The following is a 20,429-nucleotide window of genomic DNA, read 5'->3' as shown; positions in this document are numbered from 1 at the left end:
CGGACCGGTCAGAGCGGGATGTTGCCGTGGCGGCGTTCCGGCGTCGGGGCGCGCTTGCCGCGCAGTGCGCGCAGGGCTCGGCAGATGTGGGCGCGGGTGTCGCGCGGGGCGATGACGGCGTCGATGTAGCCGCGCTCGGCGGCGAGGTACGGGGTGCCGTACGTGCTCTCGTACGCGGTGACGAGACGGGACCGCAGCGCCTCGGGGTCGGTGGCGGCGGCGAGTTCGCGGCGGTGCAGGACGCCGACCGCGCCCTCGGCGCCCATGACGGCGATGCGGGCGGTGGGCCAGGCGAGGTTGATGTCGGCGCCGAGGTGTTTGGAGCCCATCACGGCGTACCCGCCGCCGTACGCCTTGCGCACCACGACGGTGACCTTGGGGACGGTCGCCTCGGCGTACGCGTACAGGAGTTTGGCGCCGCGCCGGATGATGCCGGCCTGTTCCTGGCGGACGCCGGAGAGATAGCCGGGGACGTCGGCGAAGGTCAGCAGGGGGATGCCGAACGCGTCGCAGAACCGTACGAACCGTGCGGCCTTCTCGGAGGCGTCGATGTCGAGGACTCCGGCGGCGTGCAGCGGCTGGTTGGCGACGACCCCGACGGCGGCTCCCTCGACGAGGGCCAGCGCGCAGATGATGTTGGGGGCGAAGAGTTCCTGCACCTCCAGGAGATCGCCGTCGTCGACGACCGCGCGCAGGACGTCCCGCATGTCGTAGGCCTGGCCGAGCCGGTCCGGTACCACCGTGTCGAGACAGAGCCCGGCGGGCGCGGCTCCCGGTGCGTACTGCGGGGGCCGGTCCAGGTTGTTGGCGGGCAGGTAGGACAGCAGGTCGCGTACGGTGTCGAGGGCGTTGACCTCGTCGGCGGCGAGGAAGTGGGCGTTGCCGTTGACGGTGTTGCTGGTGCGGGCGCCGCCCAGTTCCTCGGCGCTGGTGTGTTCGCCGGTGACCGTCCGGATGACGTCGGGCCCGGTGACGAACATGTGCGAGGCACCGTCCACCATCACGGTGAAGTCGGTGATGGCCGGCGAGTACGCGGCCCCGCCGGCGCAGGGGCCCAGGACGACCGAGATCTGCGGGATCACCCCGGACGCCCGCACGTTGCGGCGCACCAGCTCCGCGTAGAGGGCGAGCGAGGTGACGCCTTCCTGGATGCGGGCGCCGCCGCCGTCGTTGAGGCCGATCACCGGGCAGCCGGTCTTCAGGGCGAGGTCCATCAGCGCGATGGTCTTCTCCCCGAAGGCCTCGCCCATGCTGCCGCCGAACACCGTGGAGTCCTGGGCGAAGACGCAGACGGGCCGGCCGTCGATCGTGCCGTACCCGGTGACCACCCCGTCGCCGTACGGTCTGCCGGCACCGTCTCCGGTGGACCGGGCCCGCACGAACAGGCCCGTCTCGGTGAACGAGCCCGCGTCCAGCAGCAGATCGATCCGCTCGCGCGCGCCGTACTCCCCGCGCCTCCTGGGCCCGTTGGGGACGGCCGCCCGCATCCGGCGGCTCTCCAGTGCGGTGATGCGGTCAGCGGTTCGGTCGGCCGTTCGGTTGGCGGTTCGGTCGGCCGTTCGGTCGGCAACGGGCTCCGGCACCGGACCGGCCGTCCCCTCCCCCGTCTCCCCCCTCGGCCTCGCCCTGGTTGTCTCCACCTCTAGTGTCATGGCCACCTCCGAAGTGGCTTCCGAATATGGCAGCGCCGGAGGGGTGCGCCGGGTCAATCACCTTTCTGTGTGCGGGAGATGAGTCCTGCGGGGCCGGTGTTCGTCCGGGGGTGACAAGGGACTCATGGCCGAAGCGGGCCTCACCGGTAGTCGGGGTTGGGCGCGTCGAAGCGGCAGCCGGCGTCCCACTCGGAACGCTGGTTCCCGTGGGCCGGGATGCCGCCCGAGCGCTTGAGCAGGGCCGCGAGGTGCAGCAGGTTCCAGGTCATGAAGGCGGTGTTGCGGTTGGTGAAGTCGTTCTCCGGGCCGCCCGATCCGGGGTCGAGGTACGACGGTCCGGGGCCTGCCGGACCGATCCAGCCCGCGTCGGCCTGCGGCGGGATCGTGTAGCCGAGGTGTTGGAGGCTGTAGAGGACGTTCATCGCGCAGTGCTTCACGCCGTCCTCGTTCCCGGTGATCAGACAGCCGCCGACGCGCCCGTAATAGGCGTACTGGCCCTGGGAGTTGAGGAGCGAGGAGCAGGCGTAGAGCCGCTCGATGACCTTCTTGGTGACGGAGCTGTTGTCGCCGAGCCAGATCGGTCCGGCCACGACCAGGATGTCGGCCGCCATCACCTGCTCGTACAGCGCGGGCCACTCGTCGACCGCGAAGCCGTGCTCGGTCATGTCCGGATACACACCCGGGGCGATGTCATGGTCGACGGCCCGGATCTCGGAGGTGGTGACCCCACGGTCCATCATGATCGCCGCGCTCTTGTCGATCAGCCCCTGGGTGTGGCTGAGCTGCGGGGACGGCTTGAGGGTGCAGTTGATGAACAGGGCGGTGAGGTCGTCGAAGCGGTAGGAAGCAGGCGAAGGGGTCGTTTCCATGACGGACAGGGTCTCGCGCCCTTCCCGCTTTGTCCCGGTGCGGCGCGTCGGGAACGTCTTACGGAGTGATGACGTGCCCGCCGCGTCGCGGCGCCCGGCACGGTCGCCGACCTAGCGTGGCCGTATGCGAGTACTGGTCACCGGCGGTGCCGGTTTCATCGGGTCCCATGTCGTCGAGGCGCTGACGGACCACGGCCACGAACCCGTCGTGTTCGACGTCCGCGAGGACCCGGCCGCCGATGTGCGCGATCCCGCGGCCGTCGCCCGCGCCCTGGCCGGCGTCGACGCGGTCTGCCATCAGGCGGCGATGGTCGGGCTCGGCAACGGCGTCGCCGACGCGGCGGAGTACGCCTCCCACAACGACGTCGGCACGGCCGTCCTGCTCGCCGCGATGGCCGAGGCCGACGTACGGCGTCTCGTGCTGGCCGGGTCGATGGTCGTGTACGGCGAGGGCCGCTACGAGTGCCCGCGCCACGGTGTGGTGCGGCCGGGGCCGCGCGCCGTCGCCGATCTGGACGCGGGCCGGTTCGAGCCCCGGTGCCCGGTGTGCGGGGCGGAGCTCTCCCCAGGCCTGGTCGGCGAGGACGCTCCCGTCGACCCGCGCAATGTGTACGCCACCACCAAGCTCGCGCAGGAGCACCTCGCGGCGGCCTGGGCCAGGGTGACGGGAGGTCAGGCCGTCTCGCTCCGGTACCACAACGTGTACGGGCCCCGGATGCCCCGCGACACCCCGTATGCCGGGGTCGCCTCCTTCTTCCGTTCCGCGCTGGCCCGTGGCGAGGCGCCGCGTGTCTTCGAGGACGGGTGTCAGCGGCGGGACTTCGTGCATGTGCGGGACGTGGCCGCCGCGAACGTGGCCGCGCTGGAGGCCGGGGCGCGTGGCGGGGCGCTGACGGCGTTCAACACCGGCAGCGGTGAGCCGCACACCGTGGGCGAGATGGCCCGCGCCCTCGCCGCCGCGCACGGTGGCCCCTCCCCCGTCGTCACCGGCGAGTACCGGCTGGGCGACGTCCGCCACATCACCGCGGACTCGTCCCGGCTGCGGGCCGAGCTGGGGTGGAAGCCGCAGGTCGGGTTCGAGGAGGGGATGACGGAGTTCGCGCGGGCCGGGATGCGGGGGACCTGAGAACCACTGGGCGTCCGGGACCGGTGGTGCTGCTCGCGTTCACGAAGCGGCGGCGGGCAGCACCACCTCGAAACGGCAGCCGCCCGGGATGTTGCGCACGGTGGCCCTCCCGTCGTGCGCCTCGACGATCCCCCGCACGATCGCGAGGCCCAGGCCCGCCCCGGCCGGCGGGGTGCGCGCGTCCGTGCCGCGCCAGCCGGTGTCGAAGACGCGCGGCAGGTCCGCCTCCGGGATGCCCCCGCAGCCGTCGGTCACCGACACCACCACACCGTCCGGGGAACGCTCGGCGGCGATGGCCACCGTGCCGTCGGCGGGAGTGCGGCGAATGGCGTTGATCAGCAGGTTTCCGAGGACCCGGCTCATCTCCTTGCCGTCGACCTCGACCGGGATCGCGGCCACCTGGTCGCCGACCAGGCGCACACCGTGCTCCCGGGCGAGCGGGGCCGCGCCCGCCACGGCGTCGCCGACCAGGTCGTAGAGCGACATCCGGGCCAGTGACAGGGGCAGGGCGCCCGCGTGGATGCGGGAGAGTTCGAAGAGGTCGCCGACCATGCCGTTCAGGCGCTCGACCTCGGTGCGGATCTGCTTCAGATAGCGGTCCGGGTCGGCAGCGACACCGTCCTCCAGCGCCTCGGACATGGCGCGCAGTCCGGCGAGCGGGGTGCGCAGGTCGTGCGAGATCCAGGCGACCAGTTCCCGGCGGGAGGTCTCCAACGCGCGTTCCCGGTCCCGGGATTCGGCCAGCTTGGCGCTGGTGGCCGCCAACTCGCGGCTGAGGTCCTCCAGTTCGGCGGTGGCCGGACCGTCCGGAGCGGAGAAGTCGCCGCCGTCGCCGAACGAGCGGGCGGCGACGGCCAGTTCACGGCTGCGGGCGACGACCCAGCGGCCCAGTATCAGCGCGGTGGCCAGGGAGACCACGGCGGCCATCGCGACGACGGTCGTCACGACGCTCAGGTCGTGTCGGGACAGGAACATCGCCTGCGCCACCGCCAGCGTCCCGGCGAGCATCGCGGTCACGGCGACCGCGGCCACCACGGTCAGCGACACGGTGAAGGAGCGACGGCGCAGCAGCCACAGCACCCCGGCCCCGAGGAGCCCGGCCGCGGCGGCGCCCAGGAAGGCGAACAGGGCGATGAGGAGGGTGTCACGCATGTTTGCTCACTCCCCCTCCGGCTCGAAGCGGTAGCCCACGCCCCACACCGTCTGGATCAGCCGCGGCCGGGCCGGATCGTCCTCGACCTTCCCGCGCAGCCGGCGGACATGGACGGTGACCGTGGACAGATCACCGAAGTCCCAGCCCCACACCTGGTGCATCAGGTCCTCCCGGGCATACGCCCGTCCCGGGTTCCGCAGGAAGAAGGCGAGCAGGTCGAACTCCCGCAGGGTGAGGGCGAGTTCGATGCCGTTCTTGGTGGCGCGGCGGGCGGCGGGATCGACAGTCAGGCCAGCCGCGCTCAGCAGCCGGGTGCCGGTGTCGGGCCGGGTGCGGCGCAGTACGGACTCCACGCGCAGGACGAGTTCACGCGGACTGAACGGCTTGGTGACGTAGTCGTCGGCGCCGACCTCCAGGCCGAGGATGCGGTCGTCCTCGTCGCCGCGCGCGGTGAGCATGATCACCGGGACGGGCCCGTGGTCACGCATCCGGCGGCACACCTCCAGACCGTCCATGCCCGGGAGCATCAGGTCGAGGACCACCAGGTCCGGCCGGTGCGCGGCGGCCCGGATCAGCGCGGTCGGGCCGTCGTCGGCCCGGTCCACGGTGTATCCGGCCCGGTCCAGATATCCGGCGACGACCTCGGCGACCGTGGGGTCGTCATCGACGACAAGCACCCGCCCGGCCTGCCCTGTGACCTCGTACGACTGTTGCATGCGTCCAGCGTCGCACCGCGCCGCCCCCGATGGCCCCCACGGCTCTCGACGTCCCTGTTTCGTAAGGAGCCGGAGCCCGATATGTCCGCCTCACGTTCGTAGGGTGAAAGCCGTGACCATCGACACGAACACCGTGGATGTCGTGCTCCCCTGTCTCGACGAGGCCGAAGCCCTCCCCTGGGTCCTGGCCCGCGTCCCCGCGGGCTGGCGCGCCCTTGTCGTCGACAACGGATCCACCGACGGCTCCCCGGACATCGCCCGCGCCCTCGGCGCCACCGTCGTGCACGAGCCCCGCCGGGGCTTCGGCGCCGCCTGCCACGCCGGGCTCACCGCGGCCACCGCCGACATCGTCTGCTTCTGCGACTGCGACGCCTCCCTCGACCCGGGCCTGCTGGAGCCGTTCGTCCAGGAGATCCGCGCCGGCGCCGCCGACCTCGTCCTCGGCCGCCGCCGCCCGCACGGCCGCGGCACCTGGCCCGCCCACGCCCGCGCCGGAAACCTCGCCCTCGCCCGCCTCCTGCGCCGCCGCACCGGCCTGCGCCTGCACGACCTCGGCCCCCTGCGCGCCGCCCGCCGCGAGCCCCTGCTCGCCCTCGGCCTCACCGACCGCCGCAGCGGCTACCCGCTCCAGATGGTGGTACGCGCCGCCGACGCGGGCTGGCGGATCACCGAGCACGACGTCCCGTACCTGCCCCGCACCGGCGCCTCCAAGGTGACGGGCACCTGGCGCGGCACCTGGCAGGCGGTACGGGACATGAGCCGGGTCCTGAACGAAGGGACGGCCCGGTGACCACTCTCCTCGTCATCGCCAAGGAGCCCCTGCCCGGCCGGGTCAAGACCCGCCTCACCCCGCCGTTCACCCCGCAGGAGGCGGCGGCCCTGGCGCAGGCGGCCCTCACCGACACCCTGCGGGCGGTCGCGGCCACCCCCGCGACCCGCCGTGTCCTCGTCCTGGACGGCACGCCCGGCCCCTGGCTGCCGCCCGGCTTCGACGTCGTACGGCAGTGCGCGGGCGGTCTCGACGAACGGCTCGCGGACGCCTTCGCGGGCGCCACCGGGCCCGCCCTGCTGATCGGCATGGACACCCCACAGGTGACGCCGGAGCTGCTCACCGTGGACTTCGCCGACTGCGACGCGTACTTCGGCCCGGCCGAGGACGGCGGCTTCTGGGCCCTCGGACTGGCCGAGCCCGATCCCGCCCTGCTGCGGGGCGTGCCCATGTCGACGCCGGTGACGGGGGCCCTGCAACGCGAGCGGCTGGTGAGCGCGGGACTGCGGGTGCGGGACCTGCCGCGGCTGCGGGACGTCGACACGGCGGAGGACGCGGAAGCGGTGGCGGCTCTGGTCCCGAGGGGTGGCTTCGCGAGGCGGCTGGCCCGGTGCGCGATGGAAAGCGGGACCAGGTGAGCCACCTCAGGGGCGCGGGGCCGTGTCGAATCTGCGGCTGCCGCCGCGCGGGCGCGACCAGCCACAACAAACCCGCAGGCGGAGGACACCCCCGATGACCACTTCCGCCTGGGACACCGCCACCCCCTACGCGACAGCCCTCCGCACCGGCCGCGGCCCCCTCTTCCTGCGCCGCACCGACGGCTGGCTCCTGCCCCTGGAGGTGGAACGCTGGTGCGCCCGCGCCGACCCGGTCGACCTCGACGTCCTCGACCACTGCGAGGGCGCCGTCCTGGACGTCGGCTGCGGACCGGGCCGGCTGGTCGCGGAACTCGCCGCCCGGGGCCGCACCGCCCTCGGCATCGACGTCAGCGAGACCGCCGTCGAGCACACCGTGCGCCTCGGCGGCCAGGCACTGCGCCGCTCGGTCTTCGAGCCGCTGCCCGGCGAGGGCCGCTGGGACACCGTCCTGCTGATGGACGGCAACGTCGGCATCGGCGGCGATCCGCGCGCCCTGCTGGACCGGACGGCCCGACTCCTCGCCCCCGGCGGCCTGTTGATCGCCGAGACCGCACCCATGGACGTCGACGAGCGCACCGAGGTGCAGGTCGTCGACATCACCCTCACTCCCGGGGGCGCGTTCCCCTGGGCGCGGCTCGGCACCCCCGCCCTCCTCCGGTACGCGGACCGGGCCCGGTGGAGTGCCGTACGTCAATGGACGGCCGGCGGCCGCCGCTTCGTCGCCCTGCGCACCCGGACCGCCAGCAGCAGCGCCGAGACACCGAACAGCACGGCGGTGATCAGCAGCCAGCGGGCGAGGAGGCCGTCCGGGGACAGTGCGGTGGCCGAGCGGTAGCGCCGGTCGACCATCCCGCTGATCAGCGGGAACCACACCAGAAGGAGGAGGCCGGAGAGGGCGGCCGGGACGCGGACGTACAGGGCCCACTCCCTTCTGCCCGCCGCGCCGAGCCCTCGTACGACCGCCCGGTCCGCGAGGGCGTACAGCGGCAGCAGGACGAGGTCGTGCAGCAGCGCGGCACCCACGACCCAGAGCGCCACACCGAACCAGTCGTCGGCGAGGAGACGTACGCCCGCGTAGCCGGCGAGCGCGAACGAGGCGGTGAGCAGCAGGAGTTGGAAGGGGCTGCCGACCGGGATCCGGGGAAGCATCAGAGGTCTCCGCACGTCATCGGGACAGGCATCACAGGTCTCCGAACGTCATCCGGGCCACCCACTTGGTGTTGAGCACGCCGGGCGCGGCGGGCACGATCACACGGGCCGGGTGGCCGTGATCGGGGGACAGTTCCTCGCCGTTGACGAACAGGGCGAGCAGGGAGCGCGGGTCGGCGACCTGGTTGGCGCGCAGGGCGGCGCGGCGGAAGGCGCCGTGGCGCTGGAGGGACTCCACGAACACGTCCGGCGGATCGCCGTCGTCGTAGCCGACGAGTGCGGCGAGGTCCCGCAGCCGTACGCCCCGCCACCACTGGTCGGACGTCGACCATCCCTCGACGCAGGCGATGGGCAACGCCGCGCTGTGCAGCGGGAGTTGGAGGAGCTCGGCGCGGCTGAGACGGACCGTGCCCGCGCGCCCGACGACGACCAGCCGCCAGGCCTCCGTACTCGTCTCAGCCGCGTCGATCCCGGCGTACGCGGCCGTCTTGTTGATCTGGAAGCCGTTCGGGCCGCTGCCGGGCTCGGCCCAGCCGTGCGGGGCGAGAAGTGCGGTGCGCCGCAGCGGACCGTCGAAGCTCTGGCCGACCGTCGTGGCGAACAGCAGCAGTGAGCCGCCTCCGACGAACCACAGGGCGCCGCGCCGGGAGACGGTGGGTTCGGCCGGGTCCTGGGACACCAGGTCGTTCCGCTCCTCCTGCGAGTGCCGCAGGTGCCGCAGGTGCCGCAGGTTGCGCCACGCCATGGGCGTCTTCAGGACCGCGTGAGCGACGAACGCGGTGAAGAACACCCACGCCCCGTAGAAGTGCAGCGGATAGAAGGAGCCGGGAAAGACGTACTCCAGCTGGACGTTGAACACCCCGGTCACGAACTCGAACAACCCGCCCCCGACCAGCAGGAGCAGCGAGATCCGCTCCAGGGCGTGCGCGAGGGAGCGGGCCGGCGGCAGGGTGAAGAGCCTCGGGACGACCGACCAGAGCTTGGCGAGCAGCACCGGGATCAGGGTGATGCCCAGGGTCACGTGGATGCCCTGGGTGAGCCGGTACAGCCAGTGCGGGTTCGTGGGCCAGGAGAAGAGATAGAAGCCGAGGAGCCCCTTGTCCGGGGTCTTGTCGTTCACCGGCGAGAGGTCCGGGTTGTAGGCGGCGTACGAGACCAGGCCGGTCAGGAACAGCACGGTGATCCCGACGAGCAGCACGAGGCCGAGCACCGAGGTGAACCGGGGGCCGCGCAGCGGGCTGCGCCAGAAGCCGGGTGAGAAGGGCGACCGTGTCATGGCTCGACCGTAGGTCCGGATCAGCCCATGAAAGGGTCCGCGACCCATGACGAAACGCTGACGTCCGGCCCTGGTGACCGCCCGGGTGCGGCCACCCGGCCTAGCGTGCCGTTGTGACCCGTGACCAGCTCCGCGATCTGTACGCCGCCGTGGCCGCCGCCCTCCTCGTCGTCGTGGCCGCACTGGTCGGCCGCCCCCTCCAGGACAGGCTCCGCGTCGGCTGGCCCCCGGTCCTCGCCACCTGGGACCCGCACCTCGGCCCCGGCACTCCCCTGGCCGTCCTCGTGGCGGTGGCGACCGTGGCGTACGGCCCCGCACTCGCGGCCCGCCTCCGGTGGCGGGCCCTGCTGGCGACCGCCTGGGCAACGGCCACGGCCTGGATCCTCTCCCTCGCCCTGATCGACGGCTGGCGCCGGGGCATCGCCGAGCAGCTGACCACCCGCAGCGAATACCTCCGGGTCATCGACCGCTTCCACGACATCCCGGCGACCCTGCGCGACTTCACCCAGCACATCCTCATCGACACCCCCGACAACTGGCCCGCCCATGTCGCCGGGCACCCTCCGGCCGCCACCCTCACCTTCGTCCTCCTCGACCGGCTCGGCCTGCGGGGCGGCGGCTGGGCCGGGATGTGGTGCGTCGTCGTCGGCGCGACGGCGTGCGTGGCGGTGCTGGTGGCGGTGCGGGCACTGGCCGGGGAGGAACTCGCGCGGCGGGCGGCGCCGTTCCTGGTCCTGGCCCCGGCGGCGGTGTGGATGGGGACATCGGCGGACGCGTACTTCGCGGCGGTGGCGGCCTGGGCGGTGGCACTGCTGGCCCTGGCGGTCACGGGACGATCGGTCTGGTGGGCGCTCGGCTCGGGCCTGCTGTCCGGACTGACCTGCTACCTCTCCTACGGCCTCACACTCTTCGCCCTCATCGGCGCGGCGGTGCTGTGGCTGGGCCGACGCCGCGTCCGGGAACGGCCGGTCGCCCTTCTCCTGCTCTTCCTGGCCGGGCTGTCCGTCGTCCCGACGGCGTTCACGCGCGCCGGGTTCGACTGGTGGGAGGCGTACCGGCTGCTGGTCACGCGGTACTACCAGGGCGCGGGCGGGGTGCGCCCGTACGGCTACTGGGTGTGGGCGAATCTGGCGTGCACGGTACTGATCGCGGGACTGGCGGGTGCCGCGGGCCTGCGCCGCACGACGGCGGCCCTGCTCCGCAGACCCGGCATCGACCTCCGCCTCCCCCTCCTCGTGACCGCCGCCCTCCTCGCCCTCCTCGCCGCCGACCTCTCCGGCATGAGCAAGGCCGAGACGGAACGCATCTGGCTGCCCTTCGTCATGTGGCTGCTCCCCTCCTGTGCCCTGCTCCCCCGCCCGCGTGCGTGGCTCGCCGCCCAGGCGGTGCTCGCGCTGCTCGTCAATCACCTGCTGCGGACCGGGTGGTGACACCGGGCCTGCCGTTGCTCATCGGTACGGGCGCCGGCTTCACCCGGGCGACCGTCGTGACGTACAGGAGCAGACCGGCGGTGGTGAGGACGAAGCCGGCCCACACGGTCGACAGGGTGCCCCAGCCGGCGTCGAGGGCGATCGCGCCGCCGATCGCGCCGAGGCAGTTGGCCAGGTTGAGGGCGGCGAGGTTGAGCGTTCCCATCAGGGTCGGGGCGTCCGGTGCGAAGCTCGTCAACCGGACCTGGATGGTGGGGATGGCGAACATCATGGTCGCGCCGACGGCGAACAGACAGGGCAGCAGAACCACCAGGTGGGCGCCCGCCACGCCGATCAGCACCAGGAACCCCAGCGCGCCGCCGTAGCCCAGGATCAGTCCCCGGCTCTCGTACCGGTCGGCGACCCGTCCGCCGACGTGGTTGCCGACCGCCATGCCGAGGCCGAAGACGGCGAGCGCGATCGGGATGAGCGAGGCGTCCCGCCGCGCCGCGTCGGTGACGAACGGGCCGATGAACGTGTAGACGGCGAAGATGCTGGAGATGCCGAGCGCCGCGACGGCGACCATCAGCCACACGCCCCGCCGCCGGAGGGCGCCCAGTTCGCCCGTGAGGGAGCTGCCGCGCAGGTCGTCGGTGCGCGGCAGCCAGGCCAGCAGGGCGGCCCCGGCGAGCAGGCCGACGACGACCACGGTCCCGTACATGGCGCGCCAGCCGGCGTGCTGGCCGATGAAGGTGCCGAGCGGCGACCCGGCGATGGTGGCGACGGTGAGCCCTCCCATCACGGTGGCGAACGCCTTGCCGCCCTTGCCCGGCCCGTACACGTACGCGGCGACGACGGCCCCGGCGCCGAAGAACGCGCCCTGCACGCTGCCCGCGACGAACCGGAAGACGACGAACAGCGTGATGTCCGACGCCAGGGCGGAGAGCCCGTTCCCGACCACGAACAGCCCGATCAGGCCGAGCAGCAGCGTGCGCCGGTTGACCCGGGCGGCGAGCAGGGTGATCGCCGGTGAACCGATCATCACCCCGACGGCATACGCGGTGATCGCGTAGGTCGCGACCGGAACGGACACCCCCAGATCGTCCGCGAACAACTGGATGATCCCGTTGCTGCCGAACTCGCCTGCGCCGATCGCGAAGGTGCCCAACGCGAGGGCGAACAAGGTCAGTTTCGGGTTCCTGATGGGTGACTTCGCGGTGGTGTGCCGCTTCTCCTCGGCCACGCACTGGCTGTCGTATGCGCGCTGATGCATCGTCTACATCCTTGGCAGAAGGGTCGGTTGGACGGGGAGCAGGGCGGGCAGCACGGTCGGTGCCGCCATCGCCCGCTCCCGGCTCTCGAACGCCATCCCCTCGTCTCGGCGTTGCCGGCTCGGTGGTGTCAGCGTGCTGCGCGCTTGATGAGGGCGGCCGTCGCCGCGGGCCGCGCGATCATCGCGACGTGGGAGGCGTCGGCCTCGAAGGTGTGGGCGCCGGCCCGGGCCGCCATGAACCGCTGCGCCGCCGGCGGCAGCACCTGGTCGTCGCGGCCCACGAGGTACCAGGACGGAATGGTCTTCCAGGCCGGGGCGCCGGACGGCTCCCCGAGGGTGCGCACGTCCGCCGGCCGCTGGCCGGCCCACATCAGGTCGGTGGTTGCCTTCGGCAGGTCCCCGGCGAACACGTCGTGGAAGAACTCCTTCTTGATGTAGCCGTCGACGAGGCCCTCTCCGTAGGGGCGGAAGTCGAGCGCCGCCTCGCTGAGCCTGCTTCCCGGGTACTTCGTCTGGAGACCCAGCAACGTCTCGCCCTGATCGGGTACGAACGCGGCCACGTACACCAGCGCCTTCACGTTCGGGTTGCCGGTCGCGGCGTTGGTGACGACGATCCCGCCGTAGGAGTGCGCGACGAGGACGAGCGGGCCGCTGAGCGTGGCGAGGATCCCGGCCAGATAGGCGGAGTCGGAGGCCACGCTACGCAAGGGGTTGGGCGGGGCGATGACCGGATAGCCGTCGCGGATGAGCCGGGAGGCGACCCCGTTCCAGCCGGAGGCGTCGGCGAACGCCCCGTGCACGAGTACCACGGTGGGCTTCTGGCCGCCGCCGCTTCCGGTGTGTGCCTGCGCGGCGGGCGCGTCGAGTGCGGCGCCCACCACGACCGCGGCTGATCCGGCCAACAGTCCCCGGCGAGTTGTCGTCATCGCTGTGTCCCCTTCGATATCCGCTGTTCTCAGTGGCGATCGCGGGTCAGCGTAAAACCGGCATCTTGACGAACACTGAACACATATCCGGGCGGCAATTCCGTCGTTGTCAAGCACGCTTTTGGGCAGGCCGGGCACACACCGGGCGCTGCCCGCGCACCTCTCACGAGTTCAGCCTTTTCACTCCTCTCACAGCGATCTGACTGCTAGTTTGATCAAATTCTGTCAGGCGACCTGGAGGGTGATGATGTGAGCGACATAACCCACGACAGCGGCAGACACGACACGAACCGGCGCGCATTCCTTCGTGGCAGCGCGGCGTTGACCGTCGCCGCCGCAACCGGAGGACTCTCCCTGTCCGCGGCGGGAACAGCCGATGCCGTGGTGGATCCGACCCTGCATTTCAAACTCGACGGGAGCGGCGGTAATCCCGTCTGGCGGCAGACGCTTCACCAGCCCTACTGGGCGATGCAGTCGTTCGCCTACGATCACGTCTACGGGCACATCTACTTCGTGCAGACCAAAGTGGGCAGTACCACCGGCGATCTGTGGGTGACGAGAACCGACCTCTCGGGCAATGTGCTCGGGGCCATGGCAATTCACTCGTTCGACCACGGCTCGTCCATCGGGGTCGAGCCCGACACCGACGGGTCTCCCTACATCTGGGTGGCAGGCGACTGGGAGAGCTCGAATCCCCATGCCACGCCGCCCGAGCCGTCGAACAGTCACGTGATCACCCGCTTCAAGTACAGGGACGGCGGCGACCTCGACTACTTCAATCGCGGCGGGCAGTATCTCGGGGTGTTCCGGATGGACGTCGCGACCTTCCTCGACTGTCCTCGTCCGGCGATCGATCCCTACAACAACCGGCTTCTCATTCGGTACATGGGAACGACGACCCCTTGGCGTCTGGCGCTGTTCGACCTGTCCGAGGTGCTGTCCTCGGGTGTCCTTTCCAAGCGCCTGCTGGAGCGGGCCATTCCTACCAACGCCCAACTCGGGCTGAACGAAAGCGACCAGTTCCAGGGCATCACCGCATACGGGCAATTCGCCTACCTGCTCTTCGGCGGACCACCCACCAGCAGTGACCCCAGCCCGCCCTCGTACATCGTATGCATCGACATGAACGACCCTGGAAGTGCGTACCGCTGGAAATTCCCGACCACGGCCGGCGCCTCCTTGCCCGGACGCGAGCCCCAGGGCATAGCCGTTTGGCGGTCCTCCAGTGGGCCGCGACTCGCCTTCGGTTTCTCCGCCAAGATCACCACCACCAGCCCCGTCCAGTTCGAGGCCAGCGTGTTCTTCAAGGACCAAGTGACCTCACAGTGGCCCCCCTGACCGTCACCCCACTGCCTTTTCCGCGGCGACGGCACTCGGCGCCGCGGTGTGGGCGCCCTTGTCCAAGGTGTAGCGGCGTTGCAGCAGGATGGCGATCGTCATGAGCGCGGCCGGTACCAGGGTGAAGCCGTAGCGTACGGCCGCCAGCGCGCCGGAGGACTGCGTGGCGTGCTCGCCCGCCTTGCTGGCCACGAACCCGCCGACGGCCAGGCAGGCCGAGTAGACGTACGGCCCCAACGCGCCGCCGGTGGCCTCGGCGGCGGTCCACACCCCGGTGTAGCTGCCCGCGCTGGCGGCTCCGGCCGGCCCGGCTGCGGCGATGACGTCGGGCATCATCGACAGCGGCATCAGCTGCATCGCGGCGAACGCGACGCCCAGCACGGCCACGGCGGCGATCAGCAGGGGCAGCCCGGCCGCGGCGCCCAGGGCCAGCACCAACGAGCCGGCCACGAACGCGGTCTGGGCGACGAGCAGGCTGCGCTGTTTGCCGAGACGCCGGGCCACCAGGACCCACAGCGGTGTCGTCAGGACGGCCGGCGCCATGAACGCCGCGATGAGCACGGTCGTGAGCGAGGCGCGGCCCAGCTCGTACTCGGCGAAGTACGGCATGGCGGCCAGGACCAGGTTCATCGTGATCGCGACGGTCAGATAGGACGCGGTCAGCGCGCGGAAGTGCCGGTCGCGCAGCGCCACGAGCAGTCCGCCCCGGTGTCCCGGGTCGGCCGGGGTGCCCGGTGCCGCCCGGTTGAGGCGGGCGACGCCCGTGATGCCGACCAGCATCGCCGCGAGCATGACCGCGCCGAGCAGCAGGGCCATTCTCGTGTAGTCGCCGACGCCCGGATCGTCGCCGGCGACTACCGGCGCGGCCACTCCGGCGAGCAGGACGCTCACGGTGATCACGACATTGCGGTAGCCCATGAGGCGGGTCCGCTCGTGGTAGCCGATGCCGAGGTCGGACGGTGTGGCGAGGTAGGACACCTGGTAGAGCGAGTAGAGCAGGTTGCCGGCGACGAGTGCCACCGCGACCCATATCGCGGCGGTCGTGCCGTGCAGGTCCGGCGGCACGGCGAACAGTGCCACGAAGGCGAGCACCACCACACACCCGGCCAGCATCAGCCGACGGCGGTGGCCGGACCGGGCCAGACCGGCATCGGAGATCCGGCCCACCCAGGGGTGCGTCACGATGTCGGCGACGTTCGGCACCAGCAGCGCCAGACCCGCCACGGACGGCGGCACGGCCAGGACGTCGGTCAGGAAGTACAGCAGGAAGATGCCCGGCACGGTGACCCAGATGCCCATGCCGACCGAACCGGCGGCGAACGGGACGAGTGCGCGCAGGGGAAGTCGAACGTCGGTCATGAGCTGCCTCCAGGGAGTGTTCACCACAGGTCGTTGCTCGTGTGCGTCCTCAGAAGGCCAGCGCCAACCGGCGTACGGCCTCCCGCAGTTCCTCCGGAGTGCGGTCGCTGTAGGACAAGCGCAGGTGCCGGGCCGAGGACCGCTGCCGGGGGTCCGTCGCGTCCGCGGCGAAGTACTCGCCCGGCTGGTAGATCACGCCGTGGGCGGCCGCACGCCGGAACAGCGCCGCGGGGTCCACACCGTCGTCGGTGAGCCGCGGCCAGAGAAACAACCCGCCTTCCGGGGCTACGACGTCCAGGGCGCCCGGGAGTTGTTCCCGCAGGGCGTCGATCAGGGCGCCCGCGCGCTCCTGGTACAGGGCGGTGGCGCCGCGCACGATCCGGTCGAAAAGATGGGCGTCATCAGTCAGCAGCCGTTCGATGATCGCCTGGGTCACCGAGGACGTATGGACGTCGAGGCGGTTGCGCAGTCGCGTCACCGGGTCCACGAGGTGGTCCGGCAGCACCAGCCAGCCCACGCGCCAGCCGGGCCCGAGGGTCTTGGTGAAGGTGTTGACGTGGATCGCCCGATCCGACGCGTGGAAGACCTCGACGCCCTGGTCCTGACCGCCGAAGCGCAGTTCGCGGTACGGATCGTCGACGATCACGTAGAAGCCGTACCGCTCGGCGAGCTCCATCAGTGCCCGCCGCTTCGGCGCCGAGAGACTGACCTGGGCGGGGTTGTGGAAGTCGGGCACGGTGTAGGCGGCGGCGATCCGGGCGCCGGTGGTGAGCCGCCGGGCGAGGTGTTCGACGTCGAAGCCGTCGGCCACGACCGGCACCGGCAGGATCCGCGTCGTCGACACCTCCAGGGCCCACAGGAAACCCGGGAACACCGGGTCGTCCACCGCGACGGTGGCCCCGCGCTCGACCACGGTCAGCACCGCCAGTGCGAGGCCGTGCATGCCCCCGTTCGTCACCACGATCCGGCTCGGGTCGACGCCCTCCCGTTTCGCGATCCAGTCGCACAGCGCGCCCGATCCGCGCGCGGGAGCGTATTGCAGGCTCGCGATCGCGGCGTCGGCGTCCTGCCACAGCCACGCCGATGCCTGGCCGATCGCCTCGACCGGGAGAGCGGCGGGCGCGGGGATGCCGCCCAGCAGACGAATCGTCCCGGCGGCGGGGGCGGCCAGGCTTGCGTCGACGAAGCCCTTCGGCGCCGAGAGTCCGCGGGCCAGGGCTGTCAGCCCGCTCTGTTCCTCAGGGTCTGGGGTCCCGTTCTGTTCCTCAGGGTCTGGGGTCCCGTTCTGTTCCTCGGGGTCTGGGGTCATGCAGTGCCTCCGGGACCTGAGAGGAGTTGTTCGGCGCGACGGGCGAACAGGTGCGCCTCGCACGCGGTGGATTGCGTGTAGGCGCGTTCGGCGGCGGCCCGGACGGCGGTGAGGGGTGCGCCGCGGGCCTGGAGCAGGCGCGCCTTCAGCAGCAGGAGCAGCCCTTCGGCGTACCGCTGGCCGTAGTCCCACAGGGCCTGGTCGGCGCGGTCGAGAGCGGCGTCGGCCCGATCGGGCGATCCGGCGGCCAGCCACATCTCGGCGATCAGTGCGTAGTGATAGGCAATGCCCCATTGCGGCGGATCGAGCAGGTGGGCGGCCAGGAGTTCCTCGGCCTCGGCCGCGGCGCCGGCCGGATCCTCGCCGGTGAGGGCGCGGGCCCAGCACCAGCTCTGCCGGATGTAGTGGTCGATCTGGGCGCCGAGGCGCGCAAGGCCCGCGTCGACCCACCGCTCGCCCGCTCGCCGTGCCGTCTCGGCGTCCCCGGCCATGGAAGCGATCATGGTCGTGTAATAGACCCAGACCGAGGCCGCGTACGGGTCCCCCGGGGTGTCCCAGGTGTCGACGAAGGCCAGCGCCGTGTCGACATCACCGTGCAGCGCGGTCATGACGGCCCGCCAGCCGGGTCCTTCCCCGGGGATGCTGCCGTCCCGCCGCAGCGGCGTCTCTTCGTCCGGGGCGAGGGTGCCCTCGGCGGGCGCGACATCCTCCTTGCTGAAGGCCCGGTACGCCTCACCGATGTTGCCGATGTCCCACTGATGCAGACCCCAGGCCTGCCGGCCGTAGCGTCGCACTGCCGGAGCGGAGGACGCCTGACCGAGTTCGTGCATGCGGCGCGCCAACTGCCCGCGGCCGTTCTCAATGGAGGTGTAGGCGCCCATCAGACGGATGAAGAGGAAGTCGGCGGCCTCCGCCTCCCGGCCGAGGGTGCGGGCCAGGTATTCGGCCCGCTCCAGCAGATCGAAGGTCGAGGCGTCGTACCCCGACTGCCGTCGGATGACGATGGCGAGCAGCGTGAGGGCGGAGAACTCCAGCTCCATCAGTCCGGATGCCCGGGTGACCTGTACGGCGGAGCGCAGCTGCCGGTCGGCGGACTCGAAGGCGAGTTTGGCGGCCGCGCGCCGACCGGCGCGGATCAGCGCCTCGGCGGTGCGCGCGGGCTCGGCGAGGGGGCCGGCGGCCCACAGGTGGTACGCGAGGCGTTCGGCGACGTCCTCGTCGTCGGCGTGGATCTGTTCGAGCGCGTCCGCGACGCGCAGATGCAACTGGATGACCTGCTGTTTCGACGCGGTCTCGGAGACCGACTCGCGCACCAGGTCGTGCGCGAAGCGGAGCGCGGACGGGTCCTGCGGCCCGGGTTCGAGCAGCCCGAGCGTGTGCAGTGGCTCCAGGCGTTGGAGGCAGTCGGCGACCTCCACACCGGTGGCGCGGGACAGCAGCCTGAGGTCGACGTCGCGGCCGATGACCGCGGCCACCCGCAGCAGGTCGCGGGCGCGGTCGTCGAGCCCGGCCATCCGGTCGCGGACGACGTCATGGACGGTGGACGGAACCCCGGCCGCCGCGGAGGTGTCGCCGTCGCCGATCGCGCCAACTCCGCTGAGCAGCCGGGACAGTTCACGGACGAAGAACGGATTGCCGGAGGTGCGGGCGTGGATGGCGCGGACGACGGCGTCGCCGGGATCCTGACCGGCCTCGTGGCGGATGAGTGCGGCCACGTCGGCCGGACCGAGCGGGCCGACCCGGAATCTGCGATGACCGGGCCGCCGGCTGGCGGCGGCCAGCACCCGGGAAAGGTCCGCGCTGAGCGTGGGAGCGCGGTCGCGTAACGCGCCGACGATCGCGGTGCCTTGGGGCAGTCGCCCCGCCAGATGCCGCAACAGCTGGAGGGAGGTGGCGTCGGCCCATTGGAGGTCGTCGAGGATCAGGAGTGTCGGCCGCCGCGCCGAGGCCTGGGCGACGAGGGCGACGACCTGTTCGAACAGCCGGAACTGGGCGTTGCCGTCGGGGAGTTCACGGGCCGAGTCGTCCGGCGCCGCGAGGAGGCTGCCCAAGCCGCCGGTGAGCCACTGTTCGCTCACCGAAGCGGGCAGACTGCGAACGACCTGGCTCAGCGCCTGCTCCCACGGCCACATCGCCGGTGTCCCGTCGCCCTCCAGGCAGGAGCCCCAGACGGTGAGTGCGCCCAGCCTGCCCGCCTCGGCGGCGGCCTCCTCCAGAAGCCGGGTCTTGCCCGCGCCCGGTTCGCCTTCGACGACGCCGATCGCGGTGTCCCCGGCGAGTGCGCGCTCCACGATGCGCCGCAGCGTGGCGAGTTCCTCGGTCCGGCCGACCAACGTGGCCGCCGTGGTCCGTCCGACCTCCTCGCCCGCGTCGCCCGGCTCGCCCGTCTCTCGCGCCGACGGCGACGCCTGCGACTGCGTGAGAATCCGCCGCTGTGCGTCCTCCAGCGCCGGCCCCGGGTCGATGCCGAGTTCGTCGGCGAGCCGGTCGCGGACCTGCCGAAACACCGCCAGTGCCTCCGCCTGGCGTCCCATGGCGCCGAGCACACCGACGAGCGCGGCCAGCACGGGTTCGTTGAACGGCGCCATCGACGCGGCCAGTTGCAGCGCCGCGAGCACCCGCTCCGGCCGGCCCGTCGACACGGCGAGCTCCGCCGCCGCCGTGCACGCGTCGTAGAACTCGTTGTCCAGCGCGGCGAAGACCGTCGCGGCGCTCGTCCCGTCGGCGATGCCGTCGCCCGCCGAACCGTGCCAGAGCCCGAGCGCCTCGACGTAGTGGTCGAGGGCCGCCTCGTGATCGTGCCGGGTCAGCGCGGCCCTGGCGGCATCGACGAGATCTCGGTGGCCGACGAGGTCCAGCGTGGCGGTGCCCACGGTGAAGAGGTAGGAATTGCCGCGCCGCTGGAGGAACGATCCGGCTTCGCGGGCGGGCAGCAGGGGTTCGAGCAGCCGTCGCAACGCACCGACGTACTTCTGGAGAATGTTCACCGCCGACGCGGGGACGTCCTCGGCCCAGATCAGGTCGACCAACTCGCTCGTGCTGATCGGCCTGCCCGCGCGGGCGAGCAGGATCGCGAGCAGATACGACTGCTGCCGAGGTCCGGTGTCCAGTTCGACGCCGTCCCGCCAGATCCGCAACGGACCGAGAATCTGCAGACGCAGATGTCCGCCGGAGGAAGCCATTCCCACCCCTACCCCCCACTCACGGCCCGACCACGCTCGGCTGCGGCGTAGCCACTTTACGGTTGCTTTGCGGCATGGGTCCATCCGCCAAGGCGACCGCTGAGCGGGGCTGTTGCGGCGGAACGAGGTTCCCACTCAGATTGCCCGGACCGGCTTGACGTCGACTGAATGACCACTGAAGACCACCCGCAACCGGCTCAGGACCTCATTCATTGCCCGTCCAGTGCGGCGCCCTAGTTTTGCGTCGAGCGTGAGGGTCCGCAGAAAAGTGACCGTCATCCGAAA

Annotated in this window: 16 protein-coding genes; 6 read left to right on the top strand and 10 right to left on the bottom strand. The window is 71.8% G+C overall.

Features of this window, described 5'->3' with window-relative positions:
- Positions 1 to 8 precede the first annotated feature (8 nt).
- Together ABZ928_RS37905 and ABZ928_RS37900 are read right to left on the bottom strand one after the other, a co-directional pair.
- Complete coding sequence (locus tag ABZ928_RS37905) at positions 9 to 1,487, bottom strand: acyl-CoA carboxylase subunit beta (RefSeq protein ID WP_361529120.1); 1,479 nt, start codon at positions 1,485 to 1,487, stop codon at positions 9 to 11.
- Positions 1,488 to 1,792: 305 nt separating this feature from the next.
- Positions 1,793 to 2,521, bottom strand: coding sequence for a flavodoxin family protein (locus ABZ928_RS37900; protein WP_361528937.1), 729 nt, complete (start codon positions 2,519 to 2,521; stop codon positions 1,793 to 1,795).
- Positions 2,522 to 2,645: 124 nt separating this feature from the next.
- Between ABZ928_RS37900 and ABZ928_RS37895 the strand changes: the two genes are divergently transcribed.
- Positions 2,646 to 3,647: an NAD-dependent epimerase/dehydratase family protein gene (locus tag ABZ928_RS37895; protein ID WP_361528934.1), complete on the top strand. Its 1,002-nt coding sequence runs from the start codon at positions 2,646 to 2,648 to the stop codon at positions 3,645 to 3,647.
- 39 nt (positions 3,648 to 3,686) lie between these two features.
- Here ABZ928_RS37895 and ABZ928_RS37890 read toward each other — a convergent pair whose 3' ends face one another.
- Positions 3,687 to 4,799: a HAMP domain-containing sensor histidine kinase gene (locus ABZ928_RS37890; RefSeq protein WP_361528931.1), complete on the bottom strand. Its 1,113-nt coding sequence runs from the start codon at positions 4,797 to 4,799 to the stop codon at positions 3,687 to 3,689.
- 6 nt (positions 4,800 to 4,805) lie between these two features.
- On the bottom strand, positions 4,806 to 5,516 hold the full coding sequence (locus ABZ928_RS37885; RefSeq protein WP_361528928.1) for a response regulator transcription factor: 711 nt from the start codon (positions 5,514 to 5,516) through the stop codon (positions 4,806 to 4,808).
- A 103-nt stretch (positions 5,517 to 5,619) separates the two neighbouring features.
- Between ABZ928_RS37885 and ABZ928_RS37880 the strand changes: the two genes are divergently transcribed.
- The 3 genes from ABZ928_RS37880 (at position 5,620) to ABZ928_RS37870 (ending at position 7,758) form a co-directional block, all read left to right on the top strand.
- On the top strand, positions 5,620 to 6,306 hold the full coding sequence (locus ABZ928_RS37880) for a glycosyltransferase family 2 protein (protein ID WP_361528925.1): 687 nt from the start codon (positions 5,620 to 5,622) through the stop codon (positions 6,304 to 6,306).
- Complete coding sequence (locus ABZ928_RS37875; RefSeq protein WP_361528922.1) at positions 6,303 to 6,923, top strand: DUF2064 domain-containing protein; 621 nt, start codon at positions 6,303 to 6,305, stop codon at positions 6,921 to 6,923. Before ABZ928_RS37880 ends, ABZ928_RS37875 begins: the two co-directional genes overlap by 4 nt.
- 94 nt (positions 6,924 to 7,017) lie before the next feature.
- A complete protein-coding gene (locus ABZ928_RS37870) occupies positions 7,018 to 7,758 on the top strand; it encodes a class I SAM-dependent methyltransferase (RefSeq protein ID WP_361528919.1) in 741 nt (246 codons plus the stop codon).
- 345 nt (positions 7,759 to 8,103) lie between these two features.
- Here the strand turns inward: ABZ928_RS37870 and ABZ928_RS37865 are convergent, their stop codons facing one another.
- Positions 8,104 to 9,348, bottom strand: a complete 1,245-nt coding sequence (locus tag ABZ928_RS37865; protein ID WP_361528916.1) for a molybdopterin-dependent oxidoreductase — start codon at positions 9,346 to 9,348, stop codon at positions 8,104 to 8,106.
- A gap of 113 nt (positions 9,349 to 9,461) precedes the next feature.
- Here ABZ928_RS37865 and ABZ928_RS37860 point away from each other — a divergent pair, with 113 nt between their 5' ends.
- On the top strand, positions 9,462 to 10,778 hold the full coding sequence (locus ABZ928_RS37860; RefSeq protein WP_361528913.1) for a hypothetical protein: 1,317 nt from the start codon (positions 9,462 to 9,464) through the stop codon (positions 10,776 to 10,778).
- On the opposite strand, the gene ABZ928_RS37855 is transcribed toward ABZ928_RS37860, so the two are convergent.
- Positions 10,750 to 12,030, bottom strand: coding sequence for an MFS transporter (locus ABZ928_RS37855; RefSeq protein WP_361528910.1), 1,281 nt, complete (start codon positions 12,028 to 12,030; stop codon positions 10,750 to 10,752). The genes ABZ928_RS37860 and ABZ928_RS37855 overlap by 29 nt on opposite strands.
- 128 nt (positions 12,031 to 12,158) lie before the next feature.
- On the bottom strand, positions 12,159 to 12,956 hold the full coding sequence (locus ABZ928_RS37850) for an alpha/beta hydrolase (RefSeq protein WP_361528908.1): 798 nt from the start codon (positions 12,954 to 12,956) through the stop codon (positions 12,159 to 12,161).
- A 249-nt stretch (positions 12,957 to 13,205) separates the two neighbouring features.
- Here ABZ928_RS37850 and ABZ928_RS37845 point away from each other — a divergent pair, with 249 nt between their 5' ends.
- Positions 13,206 to 14,294 (top strand): twin-arginine translocation signal domain-containing protein, encoded by a 1,089-nt coding sequence (locus ABZ928_RS37845; RefSeq protein WP_361528906.1) that lies wholly within the window; start codon positions 13,206 to 13,208, stop codon positions 14,292 to 14,294.
- A gap of 3 nt (positions 14,295 to 14,297) precedes the next feature.
- On the opposite strand, the gene ABZ928_RS37840 is transcribed toward ABZ928_RS37845, so the two are convergent.
- Genes ABZ928_RS37840 through ABZ928_RS37830 form a run of 3 tightly spaced genes read right to left on the bottom strand, consistent with a single transcriptional unit; the run spans position 14,298 to position 20,144 of the window.
- On the bottom strand, positions 14,298 to 15,653 hold the full coding sequence (locus ABZ928_RS37840) for an MFS transporter (protein ID WP_361528904.1): 1,356 nt from the start codon (positions 15,651 to 15,653) through the stop codon (positions 14,298 to 14,300).
- Positions 15,654 to 15,702: 49 nt separating this feature from the next.
- Positions 15,703 to 16,962: a PLP-dependent aminotransferase family protein gene (locus ABZ928_RS37835; RefSeq protein ID WP_361528902.1), complete on the bottom strand. Its 1,260-nt coding sequence runs from the start codon at positions 16,960 to 16,962 to the stop codon at positions 15,703 to 15,705.
- A complete protein-coding gene (locus ABZ928_RS37830) occupies positions 16,959 to 20,144 on the bottom strand; it encodes a BTAD domain-containing putative transcriptional regulator (RefSeq protein WP_361528900.1) in 3,186 nt (1,061 codons plus the stop codon). The genes ABZ928_RS37835 and ABZ928_RS37830 overlap by 4 nt, the downstream gene beginning before the upstream one ends.
- Positions 20,145 to 20,429 lie beyond the last annotated feature (285 nt).

Origin of the sequence: Streptomyces sp. NPDC046909 (assembly GCF_040644695.1) — a bacterium.
GTDB lineage: Bacteria > Actinomycetota > Actinomycetes > Streptomycetales > Streptomycetaceae > Streptomyces.
This window is presented reverse-complemented; position numbering and strand designations above follow the sequence as displayed.

Coding starts and splice junctions, on each gene's coding strand:
- ABZ928_RS37850 (WP_361528908.1), bottom strand. CDS start 12,956: ATGACGACAACTCGCCGGGGACTGTTGGCCGGATCAGCCGCGGTCGTG.
- ABZ928_RS37890 (WP_361528931.1), bottom strand. CDS start 4,799: ATGCGTGACACCCTCCTCATCGCCCTGTTCGCCTTCCTGGGCGCCGCC.
- ABZ928_RS37905 (WP_361529120.1), bottom strand. CDS start 1,487: ATGCGGGCGGCCGTCCCCAACGGGCCCAGGAGGCGCGGGGAGTACGGC.
- ABZ928_RS37865 (WP_361528916.1), bottom strand. CDS start 9,348: ATGACACGGTCGCCCTTCTCACCCGGCTTCTGGCGCAGCCCGCTGCGC.
- ABZ928_RS37885 (WP_361528928.1), bottom strand. CDS start 5,516: ATGCAACAGTCGTACGAGGTCACAGGGCAGGCCGGGCGGGTGCTTGTC.
- ABZ928_RS37830 (WP_361528900.1), bottom strand. CDS start 20,144: ATGGCTTCCTCCGGCGGACATCTGCGTCTGCAGATTCTCGGTCCGTTG.
- ABZ928_RS37900 (WP_361528937.1), bottom strand. CDS start 2,521: ATGGAAACGACCCCTTCGCCTGCTTCCTACCGCTTCGACGACCTCACC.
- ABZ928_RS37855 (WP_361528910.1), bottom strand. CDS start 12,030: ATGCATCAGCGCGCATACGACAGCCAGTGCGTGGCCGAGGAGAAGCGG.
- ABZ928_RS37870 (WP_361528919.1), top strand. CDS start 7,018: ATGACCACTTCCGCCTGGGACACCGCCACCCCCTACGCGACAGCCCTC.
- ABZ928_RS37840 (WP_361528904.1), bottom strand. CDS start 15,653: ATGACCGACGTTCGACTTCCCCTGCGCGCACTCGTCCCGTTCGCCGCC.
- ABZ928_RS37895 (WP_361528934.1), top strand. CDS start 2,646: ATGCGAGTACTGGTCACCGGCGGTGCCGGTTTCATCGGGTCCCATGTC.
- ABZ928_RS37835 (WP_361528902.1), bottom strand. CDS start 16,962: ATGACCCCAGACCCCGAGGAACAGAACGGGACCCCAGACCCTGAGGAA.